This is a genomic window from Planosporangium mesophilum (assembly GCF_016863255.1).
Classification (GTDB): Bacteria; Actinomycetota; Actinomycetes; order Mycobacteriales; family Micromonosporaceae; genus Planosporangium; species Planosporangium mesophilum.
Window position 1 is genome coordinate 61,473 of the sequence record NZ_BOON01000041.1, and the last position, 21,374, is coordinate 82,846.

Annotated in this window: 19 protein-coding genes and 2 pseudogenes; 9 read left to right on the forward strand and 12 right to left on the reverse strand. The window is 71.1% G+C overall.

From position 1 onward, the window contains the following. Positions 1 to 317 precede the first annotated feature (317 nt). The 3 genes from hrpB to Pme01_RS21920 all read left to right on the forward strand — a co-directional run bounded on the left by hrpB (position 318) and on the right by Pme01_RS21920 (position 5,390). Positions 318 to 2,843, forward strand: coding sequence for an ATP-dependent helicase HrpB (gene hrpB, locus Pme01_RS21910; protein WP_168117173.1), 2,526 nt, complete (start codon positions 318 to 320; stop codon positions 2,841 to 2,843). Between the two features lie 383 nt (positions 2,844 to 3,226). After that, the gene (locus tag Pme01_RS21915) at positions 3,227 to 4,255 is read left to right on the forward strand and encodes a ferredoxin reductase (protein WP_168117240.1); all 1,029 of its coding nucleotides are present in this window, start codon (positions 3,227 to 3,229) and stop codon (positions 4,253 to 4,255) included. 22 nt (positions 4,256 to 4,277) lie between these two features. Continuing rightward, positions 4,278 to 5,390 carry a fatty acid desaturase family protein gene (locus Pme01_RS21920; protein WP_168117172.1) on the forward strand — a complete coding sequence of 371 codons (1,113 nt, stop codon included), beginning with the start codon at positions 4,278 to 4,280 and terminating at the stop codon, positions 5,388 to 5,390. Between the two features lie 360 nt (positions 5,391 to 5,750). Here the strand turns inward: Pme01_RS21920 and rox are convergent, their stop codons facing one another. After that, a complete protein-coding gene (gene rox / locus Pme01_RS21925; RefSeq protein ID WP_168117239.1) occupies positions 5,751 to 7,214 on the reverse strand; it encodes a rifampin monooxygenase in 1,464 nt (487 codons plus the stop codon). A gap of 236 nt (positions 7,215 to 7,450) precedes the next feature. After that, the gene (locus tag Pme01_RS21930) at positions 7,451 to 8,059 is read right to left on the reverse strand and encodes an alpha/beta hydrolase (protein WP_239088382.1); all 609 of its coding nucleotides are present in this window, start codon (positions 8,057 to 8,059) and stop codon (positions 7,451 to 7,453) included. Between the two features lie 294 nt (positions 8,060 to 8,353). Between Pme01_RS21930 and Pme01_RS21935 the strand changes: the two genes are divergently transcribed. Beyond that, positions 8,354 to 8,713, forward strand: a complete 360-nt coding sequence (locus Pme01_RS21935; RefSeq protein WP_168117170.1) for a hypothetical protein — start codon at positions 8,354 to 8,356, stop codon at positions 8,711 to 8,713. Positions 8,714 to 8,980: 267 nt separating this feature from the next. Here Pme01_RS21935 and Pme01_RS21940 read toward each other — a convergent pair whose 3' ends face one another. The 3 genes and pseudogenes from Pme01_RS21940 to Pme01_RS21950 all read right to left on the reverse strand — a co-directional run. Further along, a complete protein-coding gene (locus Pme01_RS21940; RefSeq protein ID WP_168117169.1) occupies positions 8,981 to 10,189 on the reverse strand; it encodes a hypothetical protein in 1,209 nt (402 codons plus the stop codon). Position 10,190: 1 nt separating this feature from the next. Further along, entirely contained in the window at positions 10,191 to 12,290 is a 2,100-nt protein-coding gene (locus Pme01_RS21945) for a peptidase M16 family protein (protein ID WP_168117168.1), read from the reverse strand. Positions 12,291 to 12,353: 63 nt separating this feature from the next. After that, positions 12,354 to 12,485: pseudogene (locus tag Pme01_RS21950) on the reverse strand (IS5/IS1182 family transposase); the annotation flags it as partial. Positions 12,486 to 12,606: 121 nt separating this feature from the next. Here Pme01_RS21950 and Pme01_RS21955 point away from each other — a divergent pair. After that, the gene (locus Pme01_RS21955) at positions 12,607 to 13,146 is read left to right on the forward strand and encodes a hypothetical protein (RefSeq protein WP_168117167.1); all 540 of its coding nucleotides are present in this window, start codon (positions 12,607 to 12,609) and stop codon (positions 13,144 to 13,146) included. A gap of 212 nt (positions 13,147 to 13,358) precedes the next feature. On the opposite strand, the gene Pme01_RS21960 is transcribed toward Pme01_RS21955, so the two are convergent. Beyond that, a complete protein-coding gene (locus Pme01_RS21960) occupies positions 13,359 to 14,207 on the reverse strand; it encodes a DUF2705 family protein (protein WP_239088383.1) in 849 nt (282 codons plus the stop codon). Next, positions 14,204 to 15,124 (reverse strand): ABC transporter ATP-binding protein, encoded by a 921-nt coding sequence (locus Pme01_RS21965; RefSeq protein WP_168117166.1) that lies wholly within the window; start codon positions 15,122 to 15,124, stop codon positions 14,204 to 14,206. Before Pme01_RS21965 ends, Pme01_RS21960 begins: the two co-directional genes overlap by 4 nt. Before the next feature lie 110 nt (positions 15,125 to 15,234). Here Pme01_RS21965 and Pme01_RS21970 point away from each other — a divergent pair, with 110 nt between their 5' ends. The 4 genes from Pme01_RS21970 (at position 15,235) to Pme01_RS31140 (ending at position 18,369) form a co-directional block, all read left to right on the forward strand. Beyond that, positions 15,235 to 16,434: a sensor histidine kinase gene (locus tag Pme01_RS21970; protein WP_168117165.1), complete on the forward strand. Its 1,200-nt coding sequence runs from the start codon at positions 15,235 to 15,237 to the stop codon at positions 16,432 to 16,434. After that, positions 16,431 to 17,138 (forward strand): response regulator, encoded by a 708-nt coding sequence (locus Pme01_RS21975; protein ID WP_168117164.1) that lies wholly within the window; start codon positions 16,431 to 16,433, stop codon positions 17,136 to 17,138. Before Pme01_RS21970 ends, Pme01_RS21975 begins: the two co-directional genes overlap by 4 nt. 223 nt (positions 17,139 to 17,361) lie before the next feature. Continuing rightward, complete coding sequence (locus Pme01_RS21980) at positions 17,362 to 18,024, forward strand: hypothetical protein (RefSeq protein ID WP_203935795.1); 663 nt, start codon at positions 17,362 to 17,364, stop codon at positions 18,022 to 18,024. Positions 18,025 to 18,045: 21 nt separating this feature from the next. Beyond that, a complete protein-coding gene (locus tag Pme01_RS31140) occupies positions 18,046 to 18,369 on the forward strand; it encodes a hypothetical protein (protein ID WP_239088384.1) in 324 nt (107 codons plus the stop codon). Positions 18,370 to 18,529: 160 nt separating this feature from the next. Here the strand turns inward: Pme01_RS31140 and Pme01_RS21990 are convergent, their stop codons facing one another. The 5 genes and pseudogenes from Pme01_RS21990 to Pme01_RS22005 form a co-directional block, all read right to left on the reverse strand. Further along, a complete protein-coding gene (locus Pme01_RS21990; RefSeq protein WP_168117163.1) occupies positions 18,530 to 18,853 on the reverse strand; it encodes a GYD domain-containing protein in 324 nt (107 codons plus the stop codon). A gap of 240 nt (positions 18,854 to 19,093) precedes the next feature. Further along, positions 19,094 to 19,297 carry a hypothetical protein gene (locus Pme01_RS21995; protein ID WP_168117162.1) on the reverse strand — a complete coding sequence of 68 codons (204 nt, stop codon included), beginning with the start codon at positions 19,295 to 19,297 and terminating at the stop codon, positions 19,094 to 19,096. A 170-nt stretch (positions 19,298 to 19,467) separates the two neighbouring features. After that, entirely contained in the window at positions 19,468 to 19,608 is a 141-nt protein-coding gene (locus Pme01_RS31145) for a hypothetical protein (protein WP_239088385.1), read from the reverse strand. A 344-nt stretch (positions 19,609 to 19,952) separates the two neighbouring features. Then, positions 19,953 to 20,312 (reverse strand): annotated as a pseudogene (locus Pme01_RS31825) (NAD(P)H-dependent oxidoreductase subunit E); the annotation flags it as partial. Further along, complete coding sequence (locus Pme01_RS22005; RefSeq protein ID WP_168117160.1) at positions 20,312 to 21,196, reverse strand: universal stress protein; 885 nt, start codon at positions 21,194 to 21,196, stop codon at positions 20,312 to 20,314. The gene Pme01_RS22005 and the pseudogene Pme01_RS31825, both read right to left, overlap by 1 nt. Between the last annotated feature and the right edge of the window lie 178 nt (positions 21,197 to 21,374).

Sequence of the window (21,374 nt, forward strand, 5' to 3'; positions counted from 1 at the left end):
GGTCAGCGCCCCGGCGGCCGGGGCTCGGTCCAGAGCCCGCGCCAATGGGGTAACCGCCGAAGCGGTTGATCCGTTGGTAGTGCCTTCATCGGCACACGGCTCCCGGCGTCCGCGGTGACGGTGGCGGGGGATCAGCGGGGGAGCAGCGGGGCGCCTTGAACGGCGCGCAACCGAGATGGACCCCACTCCGACGCGGGCACCAGCGCTACTCCCGGCACCCCACTCGAGGACGCCGCCCAGACGGTCGCGCAGCCCTCGGCCGGGGAGGAGGGCTGCTCGGCGACCGCATCCGATCATGGGTACGCCAGACTGGACGGGTGCTGCCCGACCTGGACGCCGCGCCGGACACGAACCTGCCGGTACGGGCCGTCCTGCCCGACGTGCTCGCGGCGCTGCGCGGATCGGGGTCGGCGGTACTGGTGGCCCCGCCGGGTTCGGGCAAGACGACGTTGGTACCGCTGGCCATGGCCGGGGCGTTCCCGGGGCGGGTGGTGGTCGCCCAGCCCCGCCGGATCGCGGCCCGGGCGGCGGCCCGGCGGATGGCGGCCCTGGCCGGCGGGGCGGTGGGCGGCCTCGTGGGTTATACGGTGCGGGGCGATCACCGGACCGGACCGGCCACCCGGATCGAGGTGGTGACCACGGGGGTACTGGTCCGGCGGCTGCAGCGCGACCCGGAGCTGCCCGGTACCGGTGCCGTGGTGCTGGACGAGTGCCACGAGCGTCACCTCGACACCGACCTGGCGCTGGCCTTCCTGGTCGACGCGCGGGCCGCGCTGCGACCGGACCTGGCTCTGCTGGCCGCGTCGGCGACGGTGGACGCCGACCGGATCGCGCGGCGACTGGGCGCCGGGGTACCCGTACCGGTGCTCAACGCCCCGGCGGCGACGTACCCGACCGAGGTGCTCTGGTGCCCGCCGCCGCGGTCGGCCGGTCGGGTATCCGGCTCGCGGGTCGACCCGCGGCTGCTCGACCACGTCGCGGCGACGGTGCGGCGGGCCCTCGGCGAGGCGGTCGGCGATGTGCTGGTGTTCCTGCCGGGGGCGGCGGAGATCGGCGCGGTCGCCGCCAGACTGTCCGGTCTGGACAGCGACGTCGACGTGCTGACCCTGCACGGACGCCAGCCGGCACGTGTGCAGGATGCCGCGCTGTCGCCTGGTGTCCGCCGCCGGGTGGTACTCGCCACCGCCGTCGCGGAGAGCAGCCTGACCGTGCCCGGGGTACGGATCGTGGTCGACGCCGGCCTGGCCCGCGAGCCGCGTACCGATCACGCCCGGGGACTGGGCTCGCTGGTCACGGTACGGGTGTCCCGGGCGGCGGCGGACCAGCGCGCGGGCCGGGCCGGGCGCGAGGGCCCCGGCCGGGTGTACCGGTGCTGGTCGCCCGCCGAGCACGACCGGCTCGCCGGGCACGCCCAGCCGGAGATCGCGGTGGCCGACCTGACCGGGTTCGCCCTGGAGCTCGCCTGCTGGGGCCACCCGGGTGGCGAGGGACTGCAACTGCCCGATCCGCCGCCGGTCGCCGCCATGCAGGTGGCCCGCTCGACGCTGCAGGCGTTGGGGGCGCTGGACTCCCAGGGGCGGGTCACCACGCGCGGCCGGACGATCGCCGCCGCCGGTACGCACCCGCGCCTGGCCCGGGCCCTGATCGACGGGGCCGCGCTGGTCGGGCGGGACCGGGCGGCGCAGGTGGTCGCGGTGCTGGCCGACGACACCCTGGCCGGATCACGTGACGACCTGGTGGCCGCGTGGCGCCGGCTGCGCGAGAACGACGACCGGGCCGCGTCCGCCCGCTGGCGCGACGAGGTGCGACGGCTCGCCTCGGCGGTGCCCACCGGAGTGACCGAACCGGCCAGGCCGCAGTCGTCAGCTGACCTGGCCGCCGGCCTGCTGGTCGGACTGGCCTTCCCGGAGCGGTTGGCCCGGGCCAGGTCCGCCGGCACCGGCACCTATCTGATGGCTGGCGGTACCGCGGGCACGCTCGCGCCGGGGTCGGCGCTGGCCGGTAGCGAGTGGTTGGCCGTCGCCGTGGCCGACCGGGTACCGGGCAGCGCGGCGGCCCGCATCCGGCTGGCCGCCCCGGTCGACGAGGCGACCGCCCGGCAGGCCGCCGCGTCGATGCTGGCCGGCGCCGACGAGGTCGGGTGGGCGGACGGCAATGTGCAGGCCCGCCGGGTACAGCGGCTCGGAGCGATCGTCCTGTCCGAGTACCAGCTGAGCCACCCCGACCGCGGGCTGCTGGTCGAGGCGTTGCTGGACGGCCTGCGCCAGGACGGCATCGGGCTGCTGCGCTGGGGGAGGGAGGCGCGGGCGCTGCGTGAGCGGCTCGCCTTCTGCCACCGCGTGTTCGGGCCGCCCTGGCCGGCGGTGGACGACGAGGCCCTGGTCGACCAGGCCCGGCAGTGGCTGGACCCGGAGCTTGGCCAGGCCCGACGCCGTACCGATCTGGAGCGTATCGACGTGGGTGCGGCCCTGCGCCGCCTGCTGGCCTGGCCGCAGGCGGCCCGACTGGACGAGTTGGCCCCGGAGCGGCTGGCCGTACCGAGCGGGTCGCGCATCCGCGTCGACTACAGCGACCCGGCGGTGCCCGTGCTGGCGGTACCGGTGCAGGAGGCGTTCGGCTGGCAGCGCACACCCGTCATCGCCGACGGCCGGGTCACGGTACTGCTGCACCTGCTCTCGCCGGCCGGCCGCCCTGTCGCGGTCACCAGCGACCTGCCGTCGTTCTGGCGCACCGGCTATCCGCGGGTACGGGCGGAGCTACGCGGCCGGTACCCCCGCCATGCCTGGCCTGAGGACCCGACCACGGCGCCGCCGACCCGCCGTACCGGCCGGCCCCGCCGGTGACGGCGATCGCGTCCCCGCTCAGCTCTTGCGGGCCGAGTCGAAGCGCCACGTACCTCGCGTTCCGCAGCTGATCTGACCCTGGCTGATTGACGAAGGCCCAGGGTGTTCGCCAGGGCCGCTGCCAAGCCACCGCTGGCCTGTCCGGACGTCGCGTCGACGTGCTCCGGACCTGCATCCGCGACCACAGGCGCTACCAGCCCAATCGATGACGCCCCCGGCCTGTCGACCGGAATCTACGTTAGGCGCCGGTTACGTAAGGGTAGGCGGCGGTGCGGAAAGGGGGTGCGCGGTTGGCACGTGCGGCCGAAGCCCTGACCAGGGCCGTGGCGGAGGCAGCCGGGAGCGGAAGCCGGCTGGCCGTCCGCCGGCACCTGCTGGATGCGATGACCTGGTTGACCACGCCGCTGCTACCCGACGACTACCTCGGGCTGATCAACCCGCTGTGGTCGTCCCGCGAACTGCGCGGCCGGGTCGAGGCGGTGCAACCGGAGACCGCGGACGCGGCCACCCTGGTGATCCGCCCCGGGCGGGGCTGGGAGGGGCACCGGGCCGGCCAGTACGCGCGCATCGGCATCGACATCCACGGCGTGCGGCACTGGCGCAGCTACTCGCTGTCCTCGCCCCCCGAACGCGCCGACGGGCGCGTCACGATCACCGTCAAGGCCGACCCGCACGGCCTGGTCTCGCCGTACCTGGTCCGCCGGGTGACGCCCGGCACGATTGTGCACCTCGCGGCGGCCCAGGGCGAGTTCACGCTGCCAGAGCCACCGCCGGACCGGCTGCTGTTCCTGACCGCAGGCAGCGGGATCACCCCGGTGGCGGCGACGCTGCGCGGGCTGGCCGCCCACGGCCGGATGCCCGACGCGGTACTGGTGCACTCCGCGCCCGCCTCGGATGAGGTCATCTTCGGCACGGAGTTGCGCGCCCTGGCTGCCCGGTTTGCCAGCCTGCGGCTGTACGAGCGGCACACCCGCATCGACGGCCGGTTCACGATGGCGCAACTGCGCCGCGTCTGCCCGGACTGGCGGCGGCGCCACACCTGGGCGTGCGGCCCGGCCGGGATGCTCGACGACGCCGAGCGGCACTGGCGGCGCGCCGGACTGGCCGACCGGCTGCACGTTGAGAGATTCCGGCCCACCGTGACGGTCGGCGGCATCGGCGGCCGGGTCCGGTTCACCGCCAGCGGCGGGTGGGCCGATGCCGACGGCGTCACCCCGCTGCTGGTCGTCGGCGAGAACGCCGGCGTGCTCATGCCCAGCGGCTGCCGCATGGGCATCTGTTACAGCTGCGTGGCCCGGCTGCGCGCCGGCCGGGTTCGCGACCTGCGCACCGGCCGTGAGTACGGCGACGAGGGACAGCTGATCCAAACGTGCGTGTCGGCGGCCGCCGGCCCCGTCGAGATTGATCTGTAACTCACCTATCGGAGGCCAATCTATGGACGCGCGCGTACCCGAGCGTGTCAGCGTGACCGCGCACCTGAGCGAGGTCGACATCAAGGAGATCGGCCGTGAACTCGACCAGCTCCGCGACGAGATCACCGCCAGCCTAGGCGAGAGCGACGCCCGCTACATCCACCGGGTCATCGCCGTCCAGCGCGGCCTGGAGGCGACCGGCCGCACCCTGCTGATGGTGTCGATCCTGCCGCCGGCCTGGCTGGCGGGCACCGCCTGTCTGGCCGTGGCGAAGATCCTGGAGAACATGGAGATCGGCCACAACGTCCTGCATGGACAGTGGGACTGGATGCGCGACCCCGAAATCCACTCGACCACCTGGGAGTGGGATTCCGCTACGCCGGCCGACATGTGGAAACGCTCGCACAACGTCGTGCACCACACCTACACCAACATTCTCGGCAAGGACCGCGACATCGGCTACGCCGCCCTGCGGGTCAGTCCCGAGCAGCCCTGGCACCCGATCTACCTCACCCAACCGCTCTACAACGCGATCCTGGCGGCCTTCTTCGAATGGGGCATCGCCATCTACGACGCCGAGCTCGAACGCGCCTGGCGCGGGGAGAAGAGCTGGACCGAGGCGCTGACCCAGTTGGGTGGTGTCGCGCGCAAGGCGGGCCGACAGGTGATCAAGGACTACGTGGCGTTCCCGCTACTGGCCGGCCCGTCCTTCCTGCCGACCCTGCTGGGCAACGCCGCCGCGAACGCCGCCCGCAACGTCTGGTCGCACACGGTCATCTTCTGCGGCCACTTCCCCGACGGCGCCGAGGTCTTCACCGAAGACCGACTCAACGGCGAGACCCGCGGCGAGTGGTACATCCGCCAACTGCTCGGGTCCGCGAACATCACCGGCGGCCCGCTGCTGCACCTCATGACCGGAAACCTCAGCCACCAGATCGAACACCACCTGTTCCCCGACCTGCCCAGCAACCGCTACGCCGAGATCGCCCCCAGAGTGCGCGAGCTGTGTCAGCGCTACGGCCTGCGCTACAACACCGGCTCGTTGCTGCGCCAGACGGCCAGCGTCTGGAAGAACGTCCTGCGCCTCGCGCTGCCTGGGCCCAAACCCCGGCCGGCGGACGATCGGTCGAGCTGAGGAGCGGACAGCCAGGCACGGAGAGTCATCGGCCACGCGTGGAGTCGGCAGATGCGGGGCGGATTCGACATCGCCCGGGAACTGGCCGCCGGCCTGGCCGACGGGCAGCCGCGGCAGGGCGCTTCATCCGGCACTTCGCCGCCGACCGGCTGACGCCAGCGGACCGGCTGACGCCACTGGCCGGCGGCGAGGGCTGGACCGACGCCGAACTGTACGCTGCCGAGCGCCGGTCGGGGCCATCGCCGCGATCCTGCTCGCCCTGCGCGACGCCACCGGCGGGCGGCCGCAATGCCACTTCGAATGGTCCGAGGGCAGCCCGATCATGCACCTCTGCGGTACCTTCAGTCCTCGAAGCGTCCCTCACCCGGCCGTAGGAGCTCCTGCGGCGCCGAACCACTTGGCCAGCGCGACCTCGAGCGTCTGCTGATCCTCGCCGACCCACGCGACGTGCCCGTCCGGCCGAAGCAGTACCGCCGGCACGTCCAGCTCTTCGCTGATGTCGGCGACGTGGTCGACCCGGTCGGCCCAGCCGTCCACCGAAAGCCGCCCCGTCTGGTCGAGCAGCAGCCCGCTGCCGGTGCGCATCAGCTCGAACAGGCGCCCATGCTTCAGCTGGACGTCGCGCAGTCGCCGCCCGAGCAGGGCATGGCCCTCACCGAAGTCGTACCGGATGCTGATCGCCGTGATCTTCTCGATCAGGAACCGGTTGACGTCGTTGAAGTCCATCAGCTGCGCCAACAACCGCCGAACCGCCTGCGGCCCGGGCTCGTTGGTCGTCAGCTGCATCTGTGCACGGGTGTTGTTCAGCACGTCGGCGGCCACCGGATGCCGCTCGGACTCGTAGCTGTCCAGCAGGTCGTCCGGCGCCCAGCCGTTGATGGCCGCCGCCAGCTTCCAACCCAGGTTGAACGAGTCCTGGATCCCGAGATTGAGCCCCTGCCCACCCATCGGCGGGTGGACGTGCGCGGCGTCCCCGGCCAGAAACACCCGTCCGACCCGGTAGCGCTCGGCCTGGCGGGTCGCGTCGCCGAAGCGCGACAGCCAGCGGGGGGAGTGCGCGCCGAAGTCGGTGCCGGCGTACTTGCGCAGCTGTTGCTTGAACTCCTCGAGCGTCGGTGGCACCGAACGATCTTCGACCACGCCCTCCGCCGGCACGACCGCCCGGAACACCCCCGGCTTGCCCGACGGTCCGATCCCGAACCGCTTCTCGGTCTTGCGCACCTCGGTCATCACTTCGGTGATGTCGTCCGGGGACGCCGTCACCTCCATCTCGCCCAGCAGCGTGTCGATTTTCGACGGCTCGCCTGGGAATCCGACCCCGAGCAGTTTCCGAACCGTGCTGCGCCCACCGTCGCAGCCGACGACAAACCGCGCCCGCAACGGCGTTGCGGTTCCATCTTCAAGGTGGACGGTCACGCCGTGGTCGTCCTGCTCCAGCCCGACCACTGCACAGCCGCGCCGGATCTCGGCTCCGACTTCGGCCGCGTGCTCGGCGAGCAGCCGGTCGGTGAGCGTCTGCGGAATGCCGAGCACGTATCCGTGCGCGGTGTCCAGCCCGGTGGGAGCGGGCTTTTCGATGCCCGCGAAGAATCCCCGGACGCCGCCGGGAAGGATCGGGTACTGCTTGCCGTTTTCGAGGAACCGTTCCAACAGCCCCCGCTGATCCATCACCTCGATACTGCGCACGTGCAGCCCGAGCGAGCGCACGAATGGTGGCAGCTCGGTCTCCTTCTCCAACACGAGCACGTTGACGCCTTGCAGACGCAGTTCGCTCGCCAGCATCATGCCGGTCGGCCCGCCCCCGACGATGATCACATCGAACATGCATTCCCCCCTGATGTGCCGATTCTTGCGCTCGGCCGACGATTGTGCGCCACGACCGGGGTCTTGCCGCAAGCCCGGGGGTGCGGTATATGTTAATAGTGGCGAGGAGTTCTGCTCCTTGCCTTTGTTGTTTTCAGACCAGCGCGCGCAGCCGAATCCACAGTTCGACGGCGCTCCGGGTACCCGCCCCTGTGGCAACAGTGGCTACGCTGCCGGCCGGATCGAGCGCGTTGACGTCATCTTTGAACGGCCCAGGAACGCGTCATCGCGACGATCCGCTCGGCTACGGCATCGGGGTCTACGAGCTGGTGCAGGTGCAGGCCGGGCAGGTGTTCCACGGGCCACCCGCGCCGCGCCGCCTCCTCGGCCTCCGCCACGTACGCCTCGCTGAATCGCAGGTAACCGCACGGCTTCGCGTCCCAGCCGGGCGGCCCGGGGATCTGCTCCTCGAAGTACCCGATCGGCAGCCGTGGCACTTCGGCGGAGACCGCGGCACGCGTCTCCTCGTCCGGGAACAGCGGCGCCAGGTCGGCGTCACCCCACCATTCGGTCCACGGCGGCAGAAGACCGTCGCCGCCCACCATGGGCTGCAGGAAGTCGTGCATGCGGCCGGTGTGCCCGGGTAGCCGGCCGTCGACGATGAGGCATCCGGCGACCGGGGCGGCTTCCGCGATCACCGGCACGAAGAGGCCGGCGTTGCTGTGCACGACCAGAATCGCCGGTTCGGTGATGGCGGCGGCGACCTTCTCAGCGACCGAGCGCCAGTACGGCGGTTCCAGGTCCACAAGAGACGGAACCGCGGCGTCCAGCCGGTCCGCTACGGGACCCCAGGTCAGTGGACCCACCAGGGGACTGTGCACCAGTGTGAACATCTCACCTCGCCGGACCAGTGCGGGAGCACCCCCCCCCGGGGGACGGATTCCCTGGGGCCACAAAGAAGATACTCAATCCAGGGAGCCGTGGAGGAGGAGACCGGTAACCTTCGGCCCGCCGGGAATCGAGCACGTCCGGTACTACCTGTGGCAGCATCGGGATCGTGTGACACGCCCTTCGGCGAAGTTGACGGTGTTTGGTGAACTCGGTGCCCACATGGACCGCGGTGCCGGGGCCAGATCGTTCTGTAGGAAGCAGGAGGATGCATGGCACTGGGGCGGGTGCTGGTGGTCGGGCTCGATCCCGTCAGGATTCCGGGCTGGGATCCTGAGCCGGTCGTGGCGGCGATAACACGCGGTCAGGCCCGTTTCGACGATCATGGTATCGAGGCCGACTTGTGCTTGGTGGCGCCCGACGAGAACGCCGAAGCAGCGATTGTCGAGGCGCTGACCCGAAAGGACTACGCCTGCGTGGTGGTTGGGGGCGGTATCCGCAAGCACGAGCCGTTGGTCGAATTCTTCGAGAAGGTGGTCAACCTGGTCCGGCAGCATGCTCCCGGTGCGGCCATCGCCTTCAATAGCAGCCCCGAGGACACCGCCGACGCCGCACTGCGGTGGCTGCGGTAGGCCAGCAGGGCACAGCGTCCGGCCCGCGCCATCAAGGCCGATTGCCACCGCGCGCAAGGCGGTCCTGCAGAAAGTCTCCAAGTAGCCGCGACGAGGCGCGCCGGCTGACGGTGCGCTCGTCACTGTCCGCATCGGACGTCCGGGTGGCCTTTCCGCACAGTGGCGCCTTTTCGGCAAGGGCAGGGATCGTCGGGGTGTTCGGCCCGCCAGTAGTACGCGTCTACCGCTGAGCGGGCCTAACCATCCGCTCCGGGGAGGGTGGTCGGGTCAACGCCGCCCCGGGCGCAGCCCCCAGGCGTAGCTCAGTGTCGTGAGCACCCCGACCAGTACCCACCAACCGCTCATGGCGTTCCAGTGCCACAACAGGGCAAGCAGCGCGGTGCTCAACCCCATCACGACCGCGACAAGCCCGTTGAGTAGCCGATACCAGCCCGGCCGACGCTTGGACAGGTCCTCAAGAATGTTGTCGGGCGGCGCTTCCCGCACCGCGTGCGCCACCGCGGCCGCGAAACCAAGCCGGTCGGTGTGTCGTGCGCCCGGCACTGCGGTGGCCCACGTGGCCAGCTCCTCTGATGTCTGCCCGACCAGCTCCGCCGGTATTCTCAGCAGCCGGCACAGGGCAGCCAGTGCGTCGTCGGGCGCCAGGTCCGTGCTGCGGAGCAGCGCGACCAGGGCTGGGGCCTGCTCGGGTACCCGGAACTCCTCGGCCAGCGCCTGGCCGGCCTGTGCGGTGCTGTTCGGGGTGTTCGGCGCGTCGCCGCCCCACTCATGTGCGCCGGCGATCCGGTTGCCGCGCGTGAGGATGAACCCGGCGGTCCGCCCCGACCACCAGTAGGCCAGGGTGGTGCGCTGCTGCTCGGCGAGTGCCATGGCCGCGTCCACCAGCGATGTCGGTTCTCCCGAACCGTCCCACACATGCAGGCTCCACCGGGTGCCGAGCGGCACCGTCCACGCCGATTGGCGGCTCAACGGCGCATCGGCGGCGGCCGCGTCCACCGGCGCATGCACGAGCACCACCCCGACTTCTGCGGCTACCCCGATCGGCGTGGGTGCCGGGCGGCCTGGCTCGGCGGCGGTGATGAGTTCCGGCGGTACGCCAAGGGCCCGGCATGCATCGGCCAGGCGGGCCGGCGGGTCGTACCACGGCGAGGTCGCGGTTAGCGCCCGGTGCAGCACGGTGGCGCCGTCCGGCAGTCCGAAGACCGCCACCGCCTGGACCATCTCGGGCTCTGCGCTGGCCGCGTCGAGTGGCCCGATGACGGTCCCGTCCGGGCTGTGCAGCAGCAGGCTCAGCGTCGCGTCGTCGCCGACGCGCAGCACGCAGCCGGCGGTACCGGTCGCGACGCTGAGTGCGGCGACGTCCCCCTCCACCCGGCTCCAGCCGTGGGAGGAGGCCAGAACCGACACGGGCACGTCGGCGGCCAGGGTGGTGATGCGGTGCGGCGTGGCCCGGACGACGCGGATCTCCTCGGTCATCTCACGACCGCGCGAACAGCCGACGAAGCGCTCCACGCGGCTGCGGGTCGAACCGCTCCGCGCCATGCAGCCCCGGCCCGCGGGAGTCGAGCAGGGAACAGCCGACGGCGACGTCGGGCAGGTCGAAGACCGCGCAGACCTGGCGCAGCAGGTCGGACACGGGCGGTTGGTCACGGCCGGGCACCGGGTCGTTGCGTACCGTCGCGAGCTCTGCCGCCTTGTCGGGTGCGCCGTACCGGGCAGCGACCCTGGCGCAGAACGCGTCCCACGCCTTGCGGTCGGCCAGGTACGCCGCCGGGTCCTCCGGCGGCGTCCAGCCCGCCGCCCACTGCAGCCACAGAGGTTTCGCGCCTGGGCTGAGCACCGCCGCCTCGGACACGTGGTCCTCGCCCAGCAGCAGCCAGCCCGGTACGCCGGTACGCCGGACCAGGTCCCGGGCCGGTTTGACGAGTCGCCGGCCGGTCGCCGCGCTCGACGGGGGATCGAAAAGGACGATCGTTCCGAGCGGGTCGGCCACGACGAAGCCGCCTACCCGCCCGGACCGGGCCGCCGCCAGCACCGCCTCCGCGGGTGCCTTCGTCACCAGCGCGTAGGTCGAGACCGCCCGGCCGCCGCCGGCCGGCCCGGACCTACGTTCGCTGTCGGCCTGATCGGTGGCGTCGCCGTTGACATAGCGCAGGTGCTCGGGGACTGCGGCGTCGATGGCACGTACGACCGTCTCGGCTCCCCGGTACAGCGACCGGTCGACTACCACCACGCAGCCATGAGCGCCGAACAGCAGCCGGGCGTCGCCGTCGACCTCCATGCCGACCACATCGTCGAAGCGGACGTGGTGGACGTCCCCGTCCGGCTGGACGTAGGCGACCCCGTCGTCGGCGAGGACGAGGTAGGACCCCCGTTCGCCGGGTCCGTCCTGCTTGACACGGCCGGTGGGGCGGAAGACGGGGCCGGCCGGGACGGTCCGCCCGCGCGGGCAGCCGCCTTCCCCGACCCCTGGCAGGTCCGGCTTCACGTCTTCGGGCATGACCAGCAGCGCCGTAGGCAGGGCGGCGGCGAAGAGCCCGGCGACGTCGCCCGGCGTGAGCGCGTCGACGGCGGCGAGTCGCTCGGTCGGCGTCATCGCGCCGAAGCCGAAGAGCTCGGCCTCGGCTGCGTGGCCCAGCTCCGCTTCGACGGCGCGCGGGTCGGCGTACATTTCCCGGATCGCCTCGCGCTCGTGGTCGAGCTCCGCTGCGGTGGGCCCTTGATCGGCGAGCCGGCGCGCCTCCTCCCACAGGATCGCGGCGACGACCGCCTCGTGCCCCTGCCTGGCGTCCGCGATCAGCGTCCGTTCGACGTGATCGCCGTCGATGAGAGCGCCTGCGAGGCCGATGTCGTAGCTGACTCCGCGCTCGTGCCGCGCTCGCTGGGTGACCCGCTCGGCGAGCACCGCCATCCCGACCGGCCAGCCGACGTGGCGTCCGGCGACCAGCGACAGTCCCACCTCGGGCGAGGCCGGCTCGGCCGACCAGAGCGGGCCGTCCTGCTGCCGCGCCGGCGGTACGTTGTGGTCGCCCCGCGGCCCCGCGGGCAGCGGGAGCCTCAGGTCGGCCGGGGGTGCTCCGGTGAGCTGGAGTACCGCGTTGCCGGCCACGAAGTACCGGGCCGCGTGGGCGCGCACGACCTCCGGCGTGATGGTGTCGAACCCCGGCCCGGCCCACGGCGCCAGACCGGGGCCCCGGATGCCGTACCGCCGCGACAGCAGGCAGGCGGCGGTCGGATGGGTGGCGTGGCCCCCCTCGGCCGCGAGTACGCTCGCCTCGGTCGCGAGCCGGTCCAGCGGCAGGTCGGCGAGCGCCTCGCAGACCTGGCGCAGGAACGCCACGATCTGCTCCGGGCGACCGGTCGCGTAGAAGTTCGTGGCCTCCAGATCGACGCTCGCGTTGTGATCGTGGTGCAGCCTGGGCAGCGTGCTCATCGCGAGGTGTTCGATGAGGTGGGTGACCCCGATGCTCATGAACGACTCGTCGCGGACGCCGCAGCCGAAGGTCAGGGTCGCCGTGAGCGGCGCCGGGCCCTCGGCCCACAACACGGTCACGCCGTCGATCTCTGTTCTTTCCACGACGGGTGATCATAGGGTCGCGAAGGTGCACGTAGTGCGGATTTGTAGTTGAATGAGCCATTTTCATCCTGGCTGGTGCCGGGCTTCGATGTGGTGCAGGACAACGATGGCCTGCACGATCGCGGTGGCACGGCGCGGGCAGCGACGCAGCTTGGTCAGGATCTTCCAGCCTTTGAGGGTGGCCACTGCGCGTTCGCAAGGTGGGACAGAGGTGTCTAAACAAACCAGCTGTTGAGCCGGTCTCGTCGGCGGCTTCGCGCCCCGTCCCACTGCCCCCTCTCGTGAGTAGGGGCTGGCCTCCGGCACGATGTCCGGCATGACCCCGTGCGCCCGTGCAAGCAACGACGAGATGGCGCCGCTTCGCGGCGAGGTGGTCACGCTGCGCTTCGACGGCCGCGAAGTCGCAGTGTGGTGGGGACCTGACGGCGACATCGACCGGCTCGCCGTCCGGGCGGGTTGTGTGCTGACTTGGCCCACGGCGGACGCCTGCGAGGAGCACGCCCTGCGGGCGGGCTGGGTCGGGTTGGGGGCCGAGGACGGCGACGACAGCATCGGGCGGTCCACGCTCGATTTCGAGCCGGCGCAGGCGTGGTTGCGCGGCCAGCGGACCACACTCGACCCTGGCTGGGCGCTGGGCCTGTGGAACTTCCAGTGGGATGTAGCGGCGAGCGTGACGGGCGCCTGGCCCGTCCTCACACGGGTGGAGGGCCGCTGCCACGACAAGCTCACTGCCGCCAACCTGCCCTGGCTGGTCGGTGAGGACACCTACCGTCCCCGCTGGACGGCTGTCGAGATGCGCTGTGTCCGTCAGGTTCTCAGCAACGCGGTGCACGTGCTGCGCACGGCGCTGTGTTGACCCACGGCCTGTACCGCGGTTCACCAACACAATCGGCGGCACTTCGGACAGCTTCAGACACCAGCGATCCCACTTTACTGCCGAACTCACCCCGATCCCCGCGACCGTCGCCCCGGTGTCACTGGCAGCGATAACGTGGCTGTTGCTGTCGAGATACGACATCGAACTGTCTCCTTGATGACGAAGCTCGGAAGGGCTATCGAGGGGTTGGGTCAGGATGCGTCGCGGCGGCTGAAGCTGAGTGCCCCGGCACCGAGCGCGACGACCACGTACACGACGATCACGGCGGCCGCGCCGGCCTGCGACAGCAGGTACGGGTGGTTGCCACCCGCGAGCTGTGGTGTCAGGTTCGGGAGGAGGATCGAACCGAACCGCAGCTGCCACGTCGTCGGCAGGAAGTGCGCGAAGATCGGCGCTACCAGGACGAGGCCGCCAAGGGTCACCAGCGTCGACGCGGTCGAGCGCACCACGGCTCCCAGACCCAGCGCCACGGTGCTGGTGACCATCACGACGAGCGCCGCACAGAACACCGTCGGCATCGCGTCCGTCCAGGTCGGCCAGGGGTTGAGCGGCGCAGGACGGTCGCACAGCAACAGGGTTGCGCCGGCGAAGGCCAGCAGCGCGAACAGCAACCCGCCGAGAAGGCCCACCGCGGCGGCCGTCGTCGCCTTGGCGCCCAGCAGTACCCGGCGCTGCGGCACGGCCAGCAGGCCGGGGCCGATGGAGCCGGTGGTGAACTCACTCGTGATCGACATGGCGCCGATCGATCCGACGAAGAAGATCACGAACGGCATGACCACCACGGTCGGGTCGGCCGTCTCGTAGTTCGCCTGCTCGGCCGCCGTCGCCTGGTCGAAGGACTGGATCAGGAGGAACAGGATGAGCATCCCGAGCAGGGTTGCCGCTGCGCTGCTGGCGAGGAACGCGTACGTCGACCGGAGGGTCCGGAGCTTCATCCACTCGGCGGCCACCGCGTCCCGGAACACCCGTGAGCGCGGCACGGTCGGGACCGCAGCGCTGCTGGTGTCCGCCGTGGCCGGACATTTTCGCAGTGTGGTCATGGTTGTGCCACCCTCTCCGCGGCGGCCCGGTACTCGGCCGCCTCGCTGGTCATCTCCAGGTAGACGTCCTCGAGCGGGGCGCTGCGGGGCGTGAGCCCGTGGATGGGAATCGACGCCGCCGCGGCGGCGTCGCCGATAGTGGGCGCGTCCACGCCGACCGCGACGAGCGCGCCATCCTCCGTGGCCGTGACGGACGCTCCGAGGCCGGTCAGGATGGGGGCGAGCTCGTCCGCCCGCGGGGACCGCACGAGCACGTCGCGTTCGAACCGATCGCGCATCTCCGCCATGGAGGTCTCTTCGAGCAGCCGGCCCCGGCCGATGATCAGCACGTGGTCGACGGTGAGCGCCATCTCGCTCATCAAATGGCTGGAGAGCAGCACGGTGCGGCCCTCCGCGGCCAGGGACCGCAGGGTCGAGCGGATCCACCGGATGCCGGCTGCGTCGAGCCCGTTGACCGGCTCGTCGAGCAGGACCACGGCCGGGTCGCCGAGTAGTGCGCCGGCGATCCCGAGGCGCTGCCGCATGCCGAGCGAGAATCCGCCCACCCGCTTGTGCGCCACGCTCGCCAGGCCGACCTGCTCGAGTACTGCTGTCACGCGGGCCATGCCGATGCCGTTGCTGCGGGCCAGGCAGGCGAGGTGGTGGAAGGCGGTGCGGCCGGGGTGGGCGGCATCGGCGTCGAGCACGGCGCCCACCTCGCGCATCGGGCGGCGGATCCGGTCGTACCGGCGGTTGCCGATCAACGCCTCGCCGGAGGTCGGACGGTGCAGGCCGAGAATGATCCGTAAGGCGGTGGACTTGCCCGCCCCGTTCGGACCGAGAAAGCCGGTCACCACTCCCGGATGGACCTCGAACGACAGCCGGTCGAGTGCCGGCGTCGGTCCGTACCGCTTGGTCAGCTCGGTTACCACGATCACGGGAAGATGGTTCAGCGGGCGGGCGTTCCCGCGCGTCTGACCACGGTCAGAAATTTCGCGTCATACCACGGTCAGACGCGCCGTCCTGGCCGCCGATATAGCGTCAGCGCGTGCGCTCCCGCCTCTTCGGATTCGAGGTACGCGGCACCGTGGTGGACACCGCTGTCGCCGGCGTACTGGTGTATCTGACGGCCTACGCCACGATCGACCCGCCGGGCCCGGCCTTTGCCGGTCCGGCCTGGGTGGCGTGGCTGGCGGGCGCCGCGGTGGGGCTTCCGGTGGCGGTCCGCCGCCGCTGGCCGTTGCCGGTGCTCGGCTGGGTGGCGGTGGCCGCCGCGGCAGCGACGGCGCTCGGCGTCGTGGGAATCGGGGTCATCTGGGTGACGTACGCGCCCGTCGCGCTGGCGCTTTACACGGCGGCCACCGCTGCGGGTCGCGTCGCCGCGGCGGTCGCCCTGGCCGGCGGTCTGGCCGCGCCGGCAGTCACCATTCCGTGGCTCTACGACAGGTTCGGGATCACGCCGGCCGACGGGCCCGGCAGCGAGGTGCCGTTGTGGTGGCAGGTCGAGGTCGGCATGGTCACCGTGGCGATTGCCGCGGCCTGGGCCACCGGCCGGGTGGTTCGGTGGCGCCGGACGGTCCAGGCCGACTCGGCCCGCCAACTCGCGCGGGACGCGGTGGCCGCCGAGCGGTTGCGGATCGCCCGGGAGTTGCACGACATCGTCGGGCACAGCATGAGCCTGATCGCGGTGAAGGCCTCCGTGACCAACCACATCGCCACGGAGCAACCGGCCGAGACGCGTGCCGCCCTCTCGGCCATCGAGCGGACCAGCCGGGCCGCGCTCACCGAGATCCGGCGGCTGCTCGACGTGCTGCGGTCGGATACCGATACGGCCGCCGAACTCGGCCCGTCACCTGGGACCGCCGACCTGTCCGACCTCGCCGACCGGCTACGCTCCGCCGGGCTGGAGGTGGATCTGCGCCTGGACGGCGCCGGCGAGCTGCCGCAGGCCGTTGACCTCACCGTCTTCCGGATCGTCCAGGAATCGCTCACGAACGTGATGAAGCATGCCAACGCCGGCCACTGCCAGGTGACGGTGCGGGCCCGGGACGGCGGCGTGCACATCGAGGTCCTGGACGACGGCCGCGCGCACCGGTCGTCCGGCCGGCGGTCCGCCGCGCAGGGCCTCATCGGCATGCGCGAGCGTGTGACGATGTACGGAGGCACCCTGACGACGGGGCCGCGGCCGGAGGGCGGGTTCCAGGTGGTCGCCGACATCCCGTACGTCGCAGCGGAGGAGACCGCATGACGGATGCGCCGTCCGCCTCGGATCGACCGCCCTCGTCAGATATCGGTGTGCTCCTCGCCGACGACCACGCCCTCATGCGGGAGAGCTTCCGAGCCCTGCTCGACGCGTCGCCGGGCTTCATCGCGGTGGGCGAGGCCCGCACCGGTACCGAGGCGGTGCGGCTGGCCCGGCAGCACCTGCCCGACGTGGTGCTGATGGATGTCCGGATGCCGGACATGGACGGCATCGAGGCGACGCGGCAGATCTGTGCGGGGCCGGAGACCGCCTCCGTGCGGGTGCTCATCCTCACCACCTTCGACCTGAACGAGTACGTCTACGCCGCCCTGCGGGCAGGCGCCAGCGGGTTCCTGGTCAAGGACGCCACGGCAGCCGAGTTGCTGGCCGGCATCCGGGTGGTCGCCTCGGGCGAGGCGCTGCTGGCGCCCCGGGTCACCCGCAGACTGATTGACACGTTCACCCAGCAGGCCCGGCCGGCCTCCGGTGCGCCGACCGGACTGGAGGTCATCACCGAGCGGGAACGTGAGGTGTTGGCCCTGATCGCCCGCGGACTGTCCAACACGGAGATCGCGCAGCACCTGCACGTGACGCTCGGCACCGTGAAGACCCACATCGGACGCCTGCTCAGCAAGCTCGCGGCCCGGGACCGAGCGCAGCTGGTCATCACGGCGTACGAGACCGGTTTGGTGACGCCGGAGCCGCGCTGAGCGCCCAGCCCTGGTCACTCAGCCCGCCGCAGCGACAGCTCACCGGGCGGCTGGCGGCACGGAGCTCGTGCAATACCCGCCGCACGCCTGAGCACGCCGGCGGACCGGCCGCTTCGGGCAGTCCGCCAGCGTTGGCCCCACTCGGTCTCGGATCCGCCTGCCTCATGTTCGCTCGCGATCCACATGCTTCTGACAGGTAGCCCCCTGCCGACAGTCGTCCGCCATGGACGAGCCGGACGGTAGCGTCAGCAGGACGGTGCCCTTCCGCAGGGGCGTGCGCTGGTCGGATGCGAGGTGTGCGGTGACCCGGCAGGGACGTACCGAACAGCGGGCCGACCATGACCGGCTGCGTTGCCGTGAGCTGGATCCGTCGCCGTTGCCTCCCACCCTCGGGGTGGACGTCGGCGGAGTCGTGGTAGACCGTGCGACCGGTGGGGAGGACACCTCGTTTTTCGGCTCGCACCCTTTACGGACACCAGCCGTGGACGGCGCGTTCGAAGTCCTCACAGTTCTCGCGGCGCATCCGTTTGCCGGTCGGGTGCACCTGGTGTCCAAGGCCGGGCCCAAAGTCGCGGCCAACACTCGAGCGTGGCTGGCACACCACCGGTTCTTCGAACAGACCGGCATCCCCGCCCACCACCTCCACTTCGTACGTGAGCGGTCAGACAAGGCGCGGGTATGTCAACGACTCGGGATCACGCACTTCGTCGATGACCAACTCGATGTACTCAGGCATCTCACGACGGTCGAGTACCGCTACCTGTTCGTCGGCGGTCTGGGCGAGGAACAGCCTCCACAGGTCGTGCCGGCCTGGGCCACGACAGCGTCCACCTGGATGACGCTGGTTGACCAACTGCGAACATCGGTGCCGCTGCCACCCGCCTGATACGGCGTATTCGGTGACGCGGTGGACGTCGAGAGCGCCGCCGCGCGCGGTGCTGTCCGGACGCGTCACCGCCCTCGCGAAGTTCTCGGACGGATCCGTCGAGATGATCCGCATGTTCAAAATCGGCTGGAGTACTACGTCGACGAGGGCGACCTGCCGGACATCTACGCCGTCAGCGCACCGCTGGCGGTGGAAGCGGTCCATCGCATTCTCGGCGGTCAGACGAGGACGAGCGGCGTCGCCTCCGCTGGCGAGATCTTCGACGCGCCCGGCTTCCTCCGCGCGCTGTCCCCGCACGTCTCGGTCGAACCGCGGCACGAGTTTCGCGCGCCACAGCTCACCTGATCGCCCCTATGTCGGCGTGCCGCACGTCGGTCTCAGCCGGGTACGACCAGCACCGTCACGATGAAAATGGCTCCATGTTGACCGGGTTCTGAACGGGGTGGTGGATGCCAGGCAGAGCGCCCTGAGTGTCAGTGGATCGGAGTGGCCCTTGGATTCGGGCCTATTGGGCACCAGGTGGCCGGAAACTGACCTTTTGTTGGGCGGCTCGATCAATTTCTTCTGGCGTAAGCAGTACAACCGTCTTCGTCCTGACCGCGCCGGAGGCGGTAGCGACAAGGGCGATGGCGGCGGCCGTTGCGTTGTCAGGCAGATCCACGATGAGGTAGACGTCCGCACCACCGAAGGCAAAGTAGAACGACTCCAGCCGGCCTCCGAGACGGGTGATCAAGTTCTCGGTCTGCGTGACGCGGCCGCTGCCACCTTCGTCGAGGAGGCCCCGAACGCCTTCGGTCGTATAAGTGGATTGAAACAGGTACTTCGCCATGCGCGTCACCTTCTTCTAGGGTCGCTGACCTCTGTCGGCAGCCAATCGGAAGTCCACCCACGGCCACCTCAGGCTTACGCCTTCTGCGGCGGCGCCAGGTCCGAACAGTTTCCTTATGTCGGTGACACAAACATTTCGAGCGCGTCAGCATCAGCGCCGGCGTCGTGATGCTGCGGCCGCTACCGATGGGAGGCGGGGAAGGACGCGGAGATTCTGGCTCTGCGGCATCAGATCACCGTTCTAGAACGACAACTCGGTGCCGACCATGCACTTGCCGAAAATCTCGTCTGGGCAGGTCACGCAGCATGCTCGTACTCGTGGGGCTGCCGCCGAGGCGATCGCGTCTTGGATGTCAAGGCGGGCCAACCGCCGGTCGCACCGGCCGGTGCTCACCTCGGCCGTGGCGGTGAACGCGGTCGCGCCGAGGATGGACGACAAGGGCATCGACGCGGCTTCGAGAGCGGCAAGCTCGTCGAACGACCGACCGGCGATACCGCCCTCGCCCCGACCGAGGCCGCCTAATCGAGATCTCTCATCCACAAGTCTTGACAATTGCTCGTGAGGGTGCCCGCTCCACTATCCATCGTGGAGCTTGCTGCTGCGGGATACGGTCGCTACCCGTCCAACGGTCCCGCGGATCGACGCTCGATCCTCTGCAAGCGGGCATCGATCTCCGCGAGGCGGGCGAGGATGACCTGTTCGATGTCTTCGATCTGGCGCTCCTCGCGCTGGATCGACTGTTCCTGCTCGCCCACCTCACCGACGACGATCGCCGAAGCGGCGACAGCCGTGAGAAACCGGCGCCGCCGCGCCCGCGCAGGCCGGACTTGCCCACCTCGGCGATCACGTGGGCCGGGGAGCCGGCAGCCAGGACGCCCGGCCACACCTCCCACGGGCCTTCGGCGCCGACCATTCCGGCGAGGACCACGGCGCGGCGGCCCGTACTGCGGTACGGAACCGGGGGAGCGGTGCCCTCGTCTCCGTCGGCGGGTTCAAGCAGACCACCCAGGCTCGGACCAGTTCGGGGCCGGTCTCCGTCGAGGGCCGCCGGCGAGGCGTAGCAGTAGCCCAGGCAGTGCACCCCCTGAAGCGACACCGAACCGTCCGAGGCGCAGCCGTCACAGGGCACCCCGAGTGCGGTCTCGGCCTGCGTGACGTGCCGGCCCAGGGTGGAGACGAAGCACGAGGTGCCGGTACAGACCCGGACGTGTCGGCGGCCGCGGCCCGTCCCGGCGAGGTCGGCGTAGAACGATGCCGTACCGGACAGGGCGGCGACCGGCCACCCCAGTTCCGCCGCGATCCGCCGTACGTCGTCGTCGCCGATCACGCCTCGCTGGGCTTTCACCTCATCGAGCCTGCGCAGCGCGGACATGCCTGGCTGGCCGAAGCGTTGCTGCCACTCCACGAACGCCTCGCGCGGGGTGCTGGTCTGTCCCGGTGAGACAGCGGGTCGGGTCATCACGAACGGATCTGTGCGTGGGTCTGGTGAACGATGGCGACCGGGCAGGCGGCGTGGTGCAGTACCGCCTGGCTGACCGAGCCCAGGAGCAGGCCGGTGAATCCGCCCCGGCCGCGGGAGCCGACGACGACGAGCTGGGCCTGCCCGGTCGCCCCGATGAGGGACTGCCGGGTGTGGCCGTGGACCAGTCGGCGCTGCACAGTCACGTCGGGGTACTTGTCGCACCAGCCCGCGAGCACCTCGGCAAGGACGCGTTCCTCTCCGGCCCGGACCTGGGCGGGGTCGTAGACCAGGGGCAGCATGTCGCCGGGTTCGGCGCGTACGGGGTGGGTCCAGGCGTGCAGGGCGGTCAGGTCCGCGCCGCGGAGCGCCGCCTCCTCGAAGGCGAACCCGACGGCGGGTTCGCCCGCCGGTGACCCGTCGACGCCGACGAGCACGTTTCCGGTGGGATCGGTACGCCCGCGGGCGACCAGCACCGGGCAGGCGGCGTGCGGGGCCAGAGCCACGGCGACGGATCCGACGAGCAGGCCGGTGAACCCGCCGAGCCCGCGGTCACCGACGACGACCAGTGCCGCTGTGCGCGACCGGTCCGTCAACGCCGCAGCCGGCGCCCCGACGACCGTTTCTCCGGTGATCTCCACGGACGGTCCGGTCGTGCGGGCCCGTTCGACGGCTCCCCGCACGACCCGCTCGGCGTCGTGGCGCAGCGCATCGTCGGACAGGCTCACCGGCGCCGCGCCGGGTGGGGCGGCGACGTACGGCCACAGGTAGGCGTACACCACATGCAGCGGTAGATCCCGCGCGGCGGCCTCGCGTACGGCGAGATCCACCGCGTCGAGGCTGCGGTCGGAGCCGTCGACGCCGACCACGACGCGGTTCTTCATCGCCCACCTCCATGGGAGCGCCGGTGGGATCGGACGGTGCTGATGATCACCACCGTCGCCGGGGCAGCGGCCACGATGACCAGTACTACGAACGGCAGAGGGGAGCCATGGAACCAGGAGATCTCCGGGAACACTGCGTTCACACCTCCCTGGTCGCCTCAACCATTGCCCTGTCAGC

Coding starts and splice junctions, on each gene's coding strand:
- Pme01_RS21915 (WP_168117240.1), top strand. CDS start 3,227: ATGACCTGGTTGACCACGCCGCTGCTACCCGACGACTACCTCGGGCTG.
- Pme01_RS21920 (WP_168117172.1), top strand. CDS start 4,278: ATGGACGCGCGCGTACCCGAGCGTGTCAGCGTGACCGCGCACCTGAGC.
- rox (WP_168117239.1), bottom strand. CDS start 7,214: ATGTTCGATGTGATCATCGTCGGGGGCGGGCCGACCGGCATGATGCTG.
- Pme01_RS21935 (WP_168117170.1), top strand. CDS start 8,354: ATGGCACTGGGGCGGGTGCTGGTGGTCGGGCTCGATCCCGTCAGGATT.
- Pme01_RS21940 (WP_168117169.1), bottom strand. CDS start 10,189: ATGACCGAGGAGATCCGCGTCGTCCGGGCCACGCCGCACCGCATCACC.
- Pme01_RS21955 (WP_168117167.1), top strand. CDS start 12,607: ATGACCCCGTGCGCCCGTGCAAGCAACGACGAGATGGCGCCGCTTCGC.
- Pme01_RS21960 (WP_239088383.1), bottom strand. CDS start 14,207: ATGACCACACTGCGAAAATGTCCGGCCACGGCGGACACCAGCAGCGCT.
- Pme01_RS21975 (WP_168117164.1), top strand. CDS start 16,431: ATGACGGATGCGCCGTCCGCCTCGGATCGACCGCCCTCGTCAGATATC.
- Pme01_RS21980 (WP_203935795.1), top strand. CDS start 17,362: ATGGACGAGCCGGACGGTAGCGTCAGCAGGACGGTGCCCTTCCGCAGG.
- Pme01_RS21990 (WP_168117163.1), bottom strand. CDS start 18,853: ATGGCGAAGTACCTGTTTCAATCCACTTATACGACCGAAGGCGTTCGG.
- Pme01_RS21995 (WP_168117162.1), bottom strand. CDS start 19,297: ATGCCCTTGTCGTCCATCCTCGGCGCGACCGCGTTCACCGCCACGGCC.
- Pme01_RS22005 (WP_168117160.1), bottom strand. CDS start 21,196: ATGAAGAACCGCGTCGTGGTCGGCGTCGACGGCTCCGACCGCAGCCTC.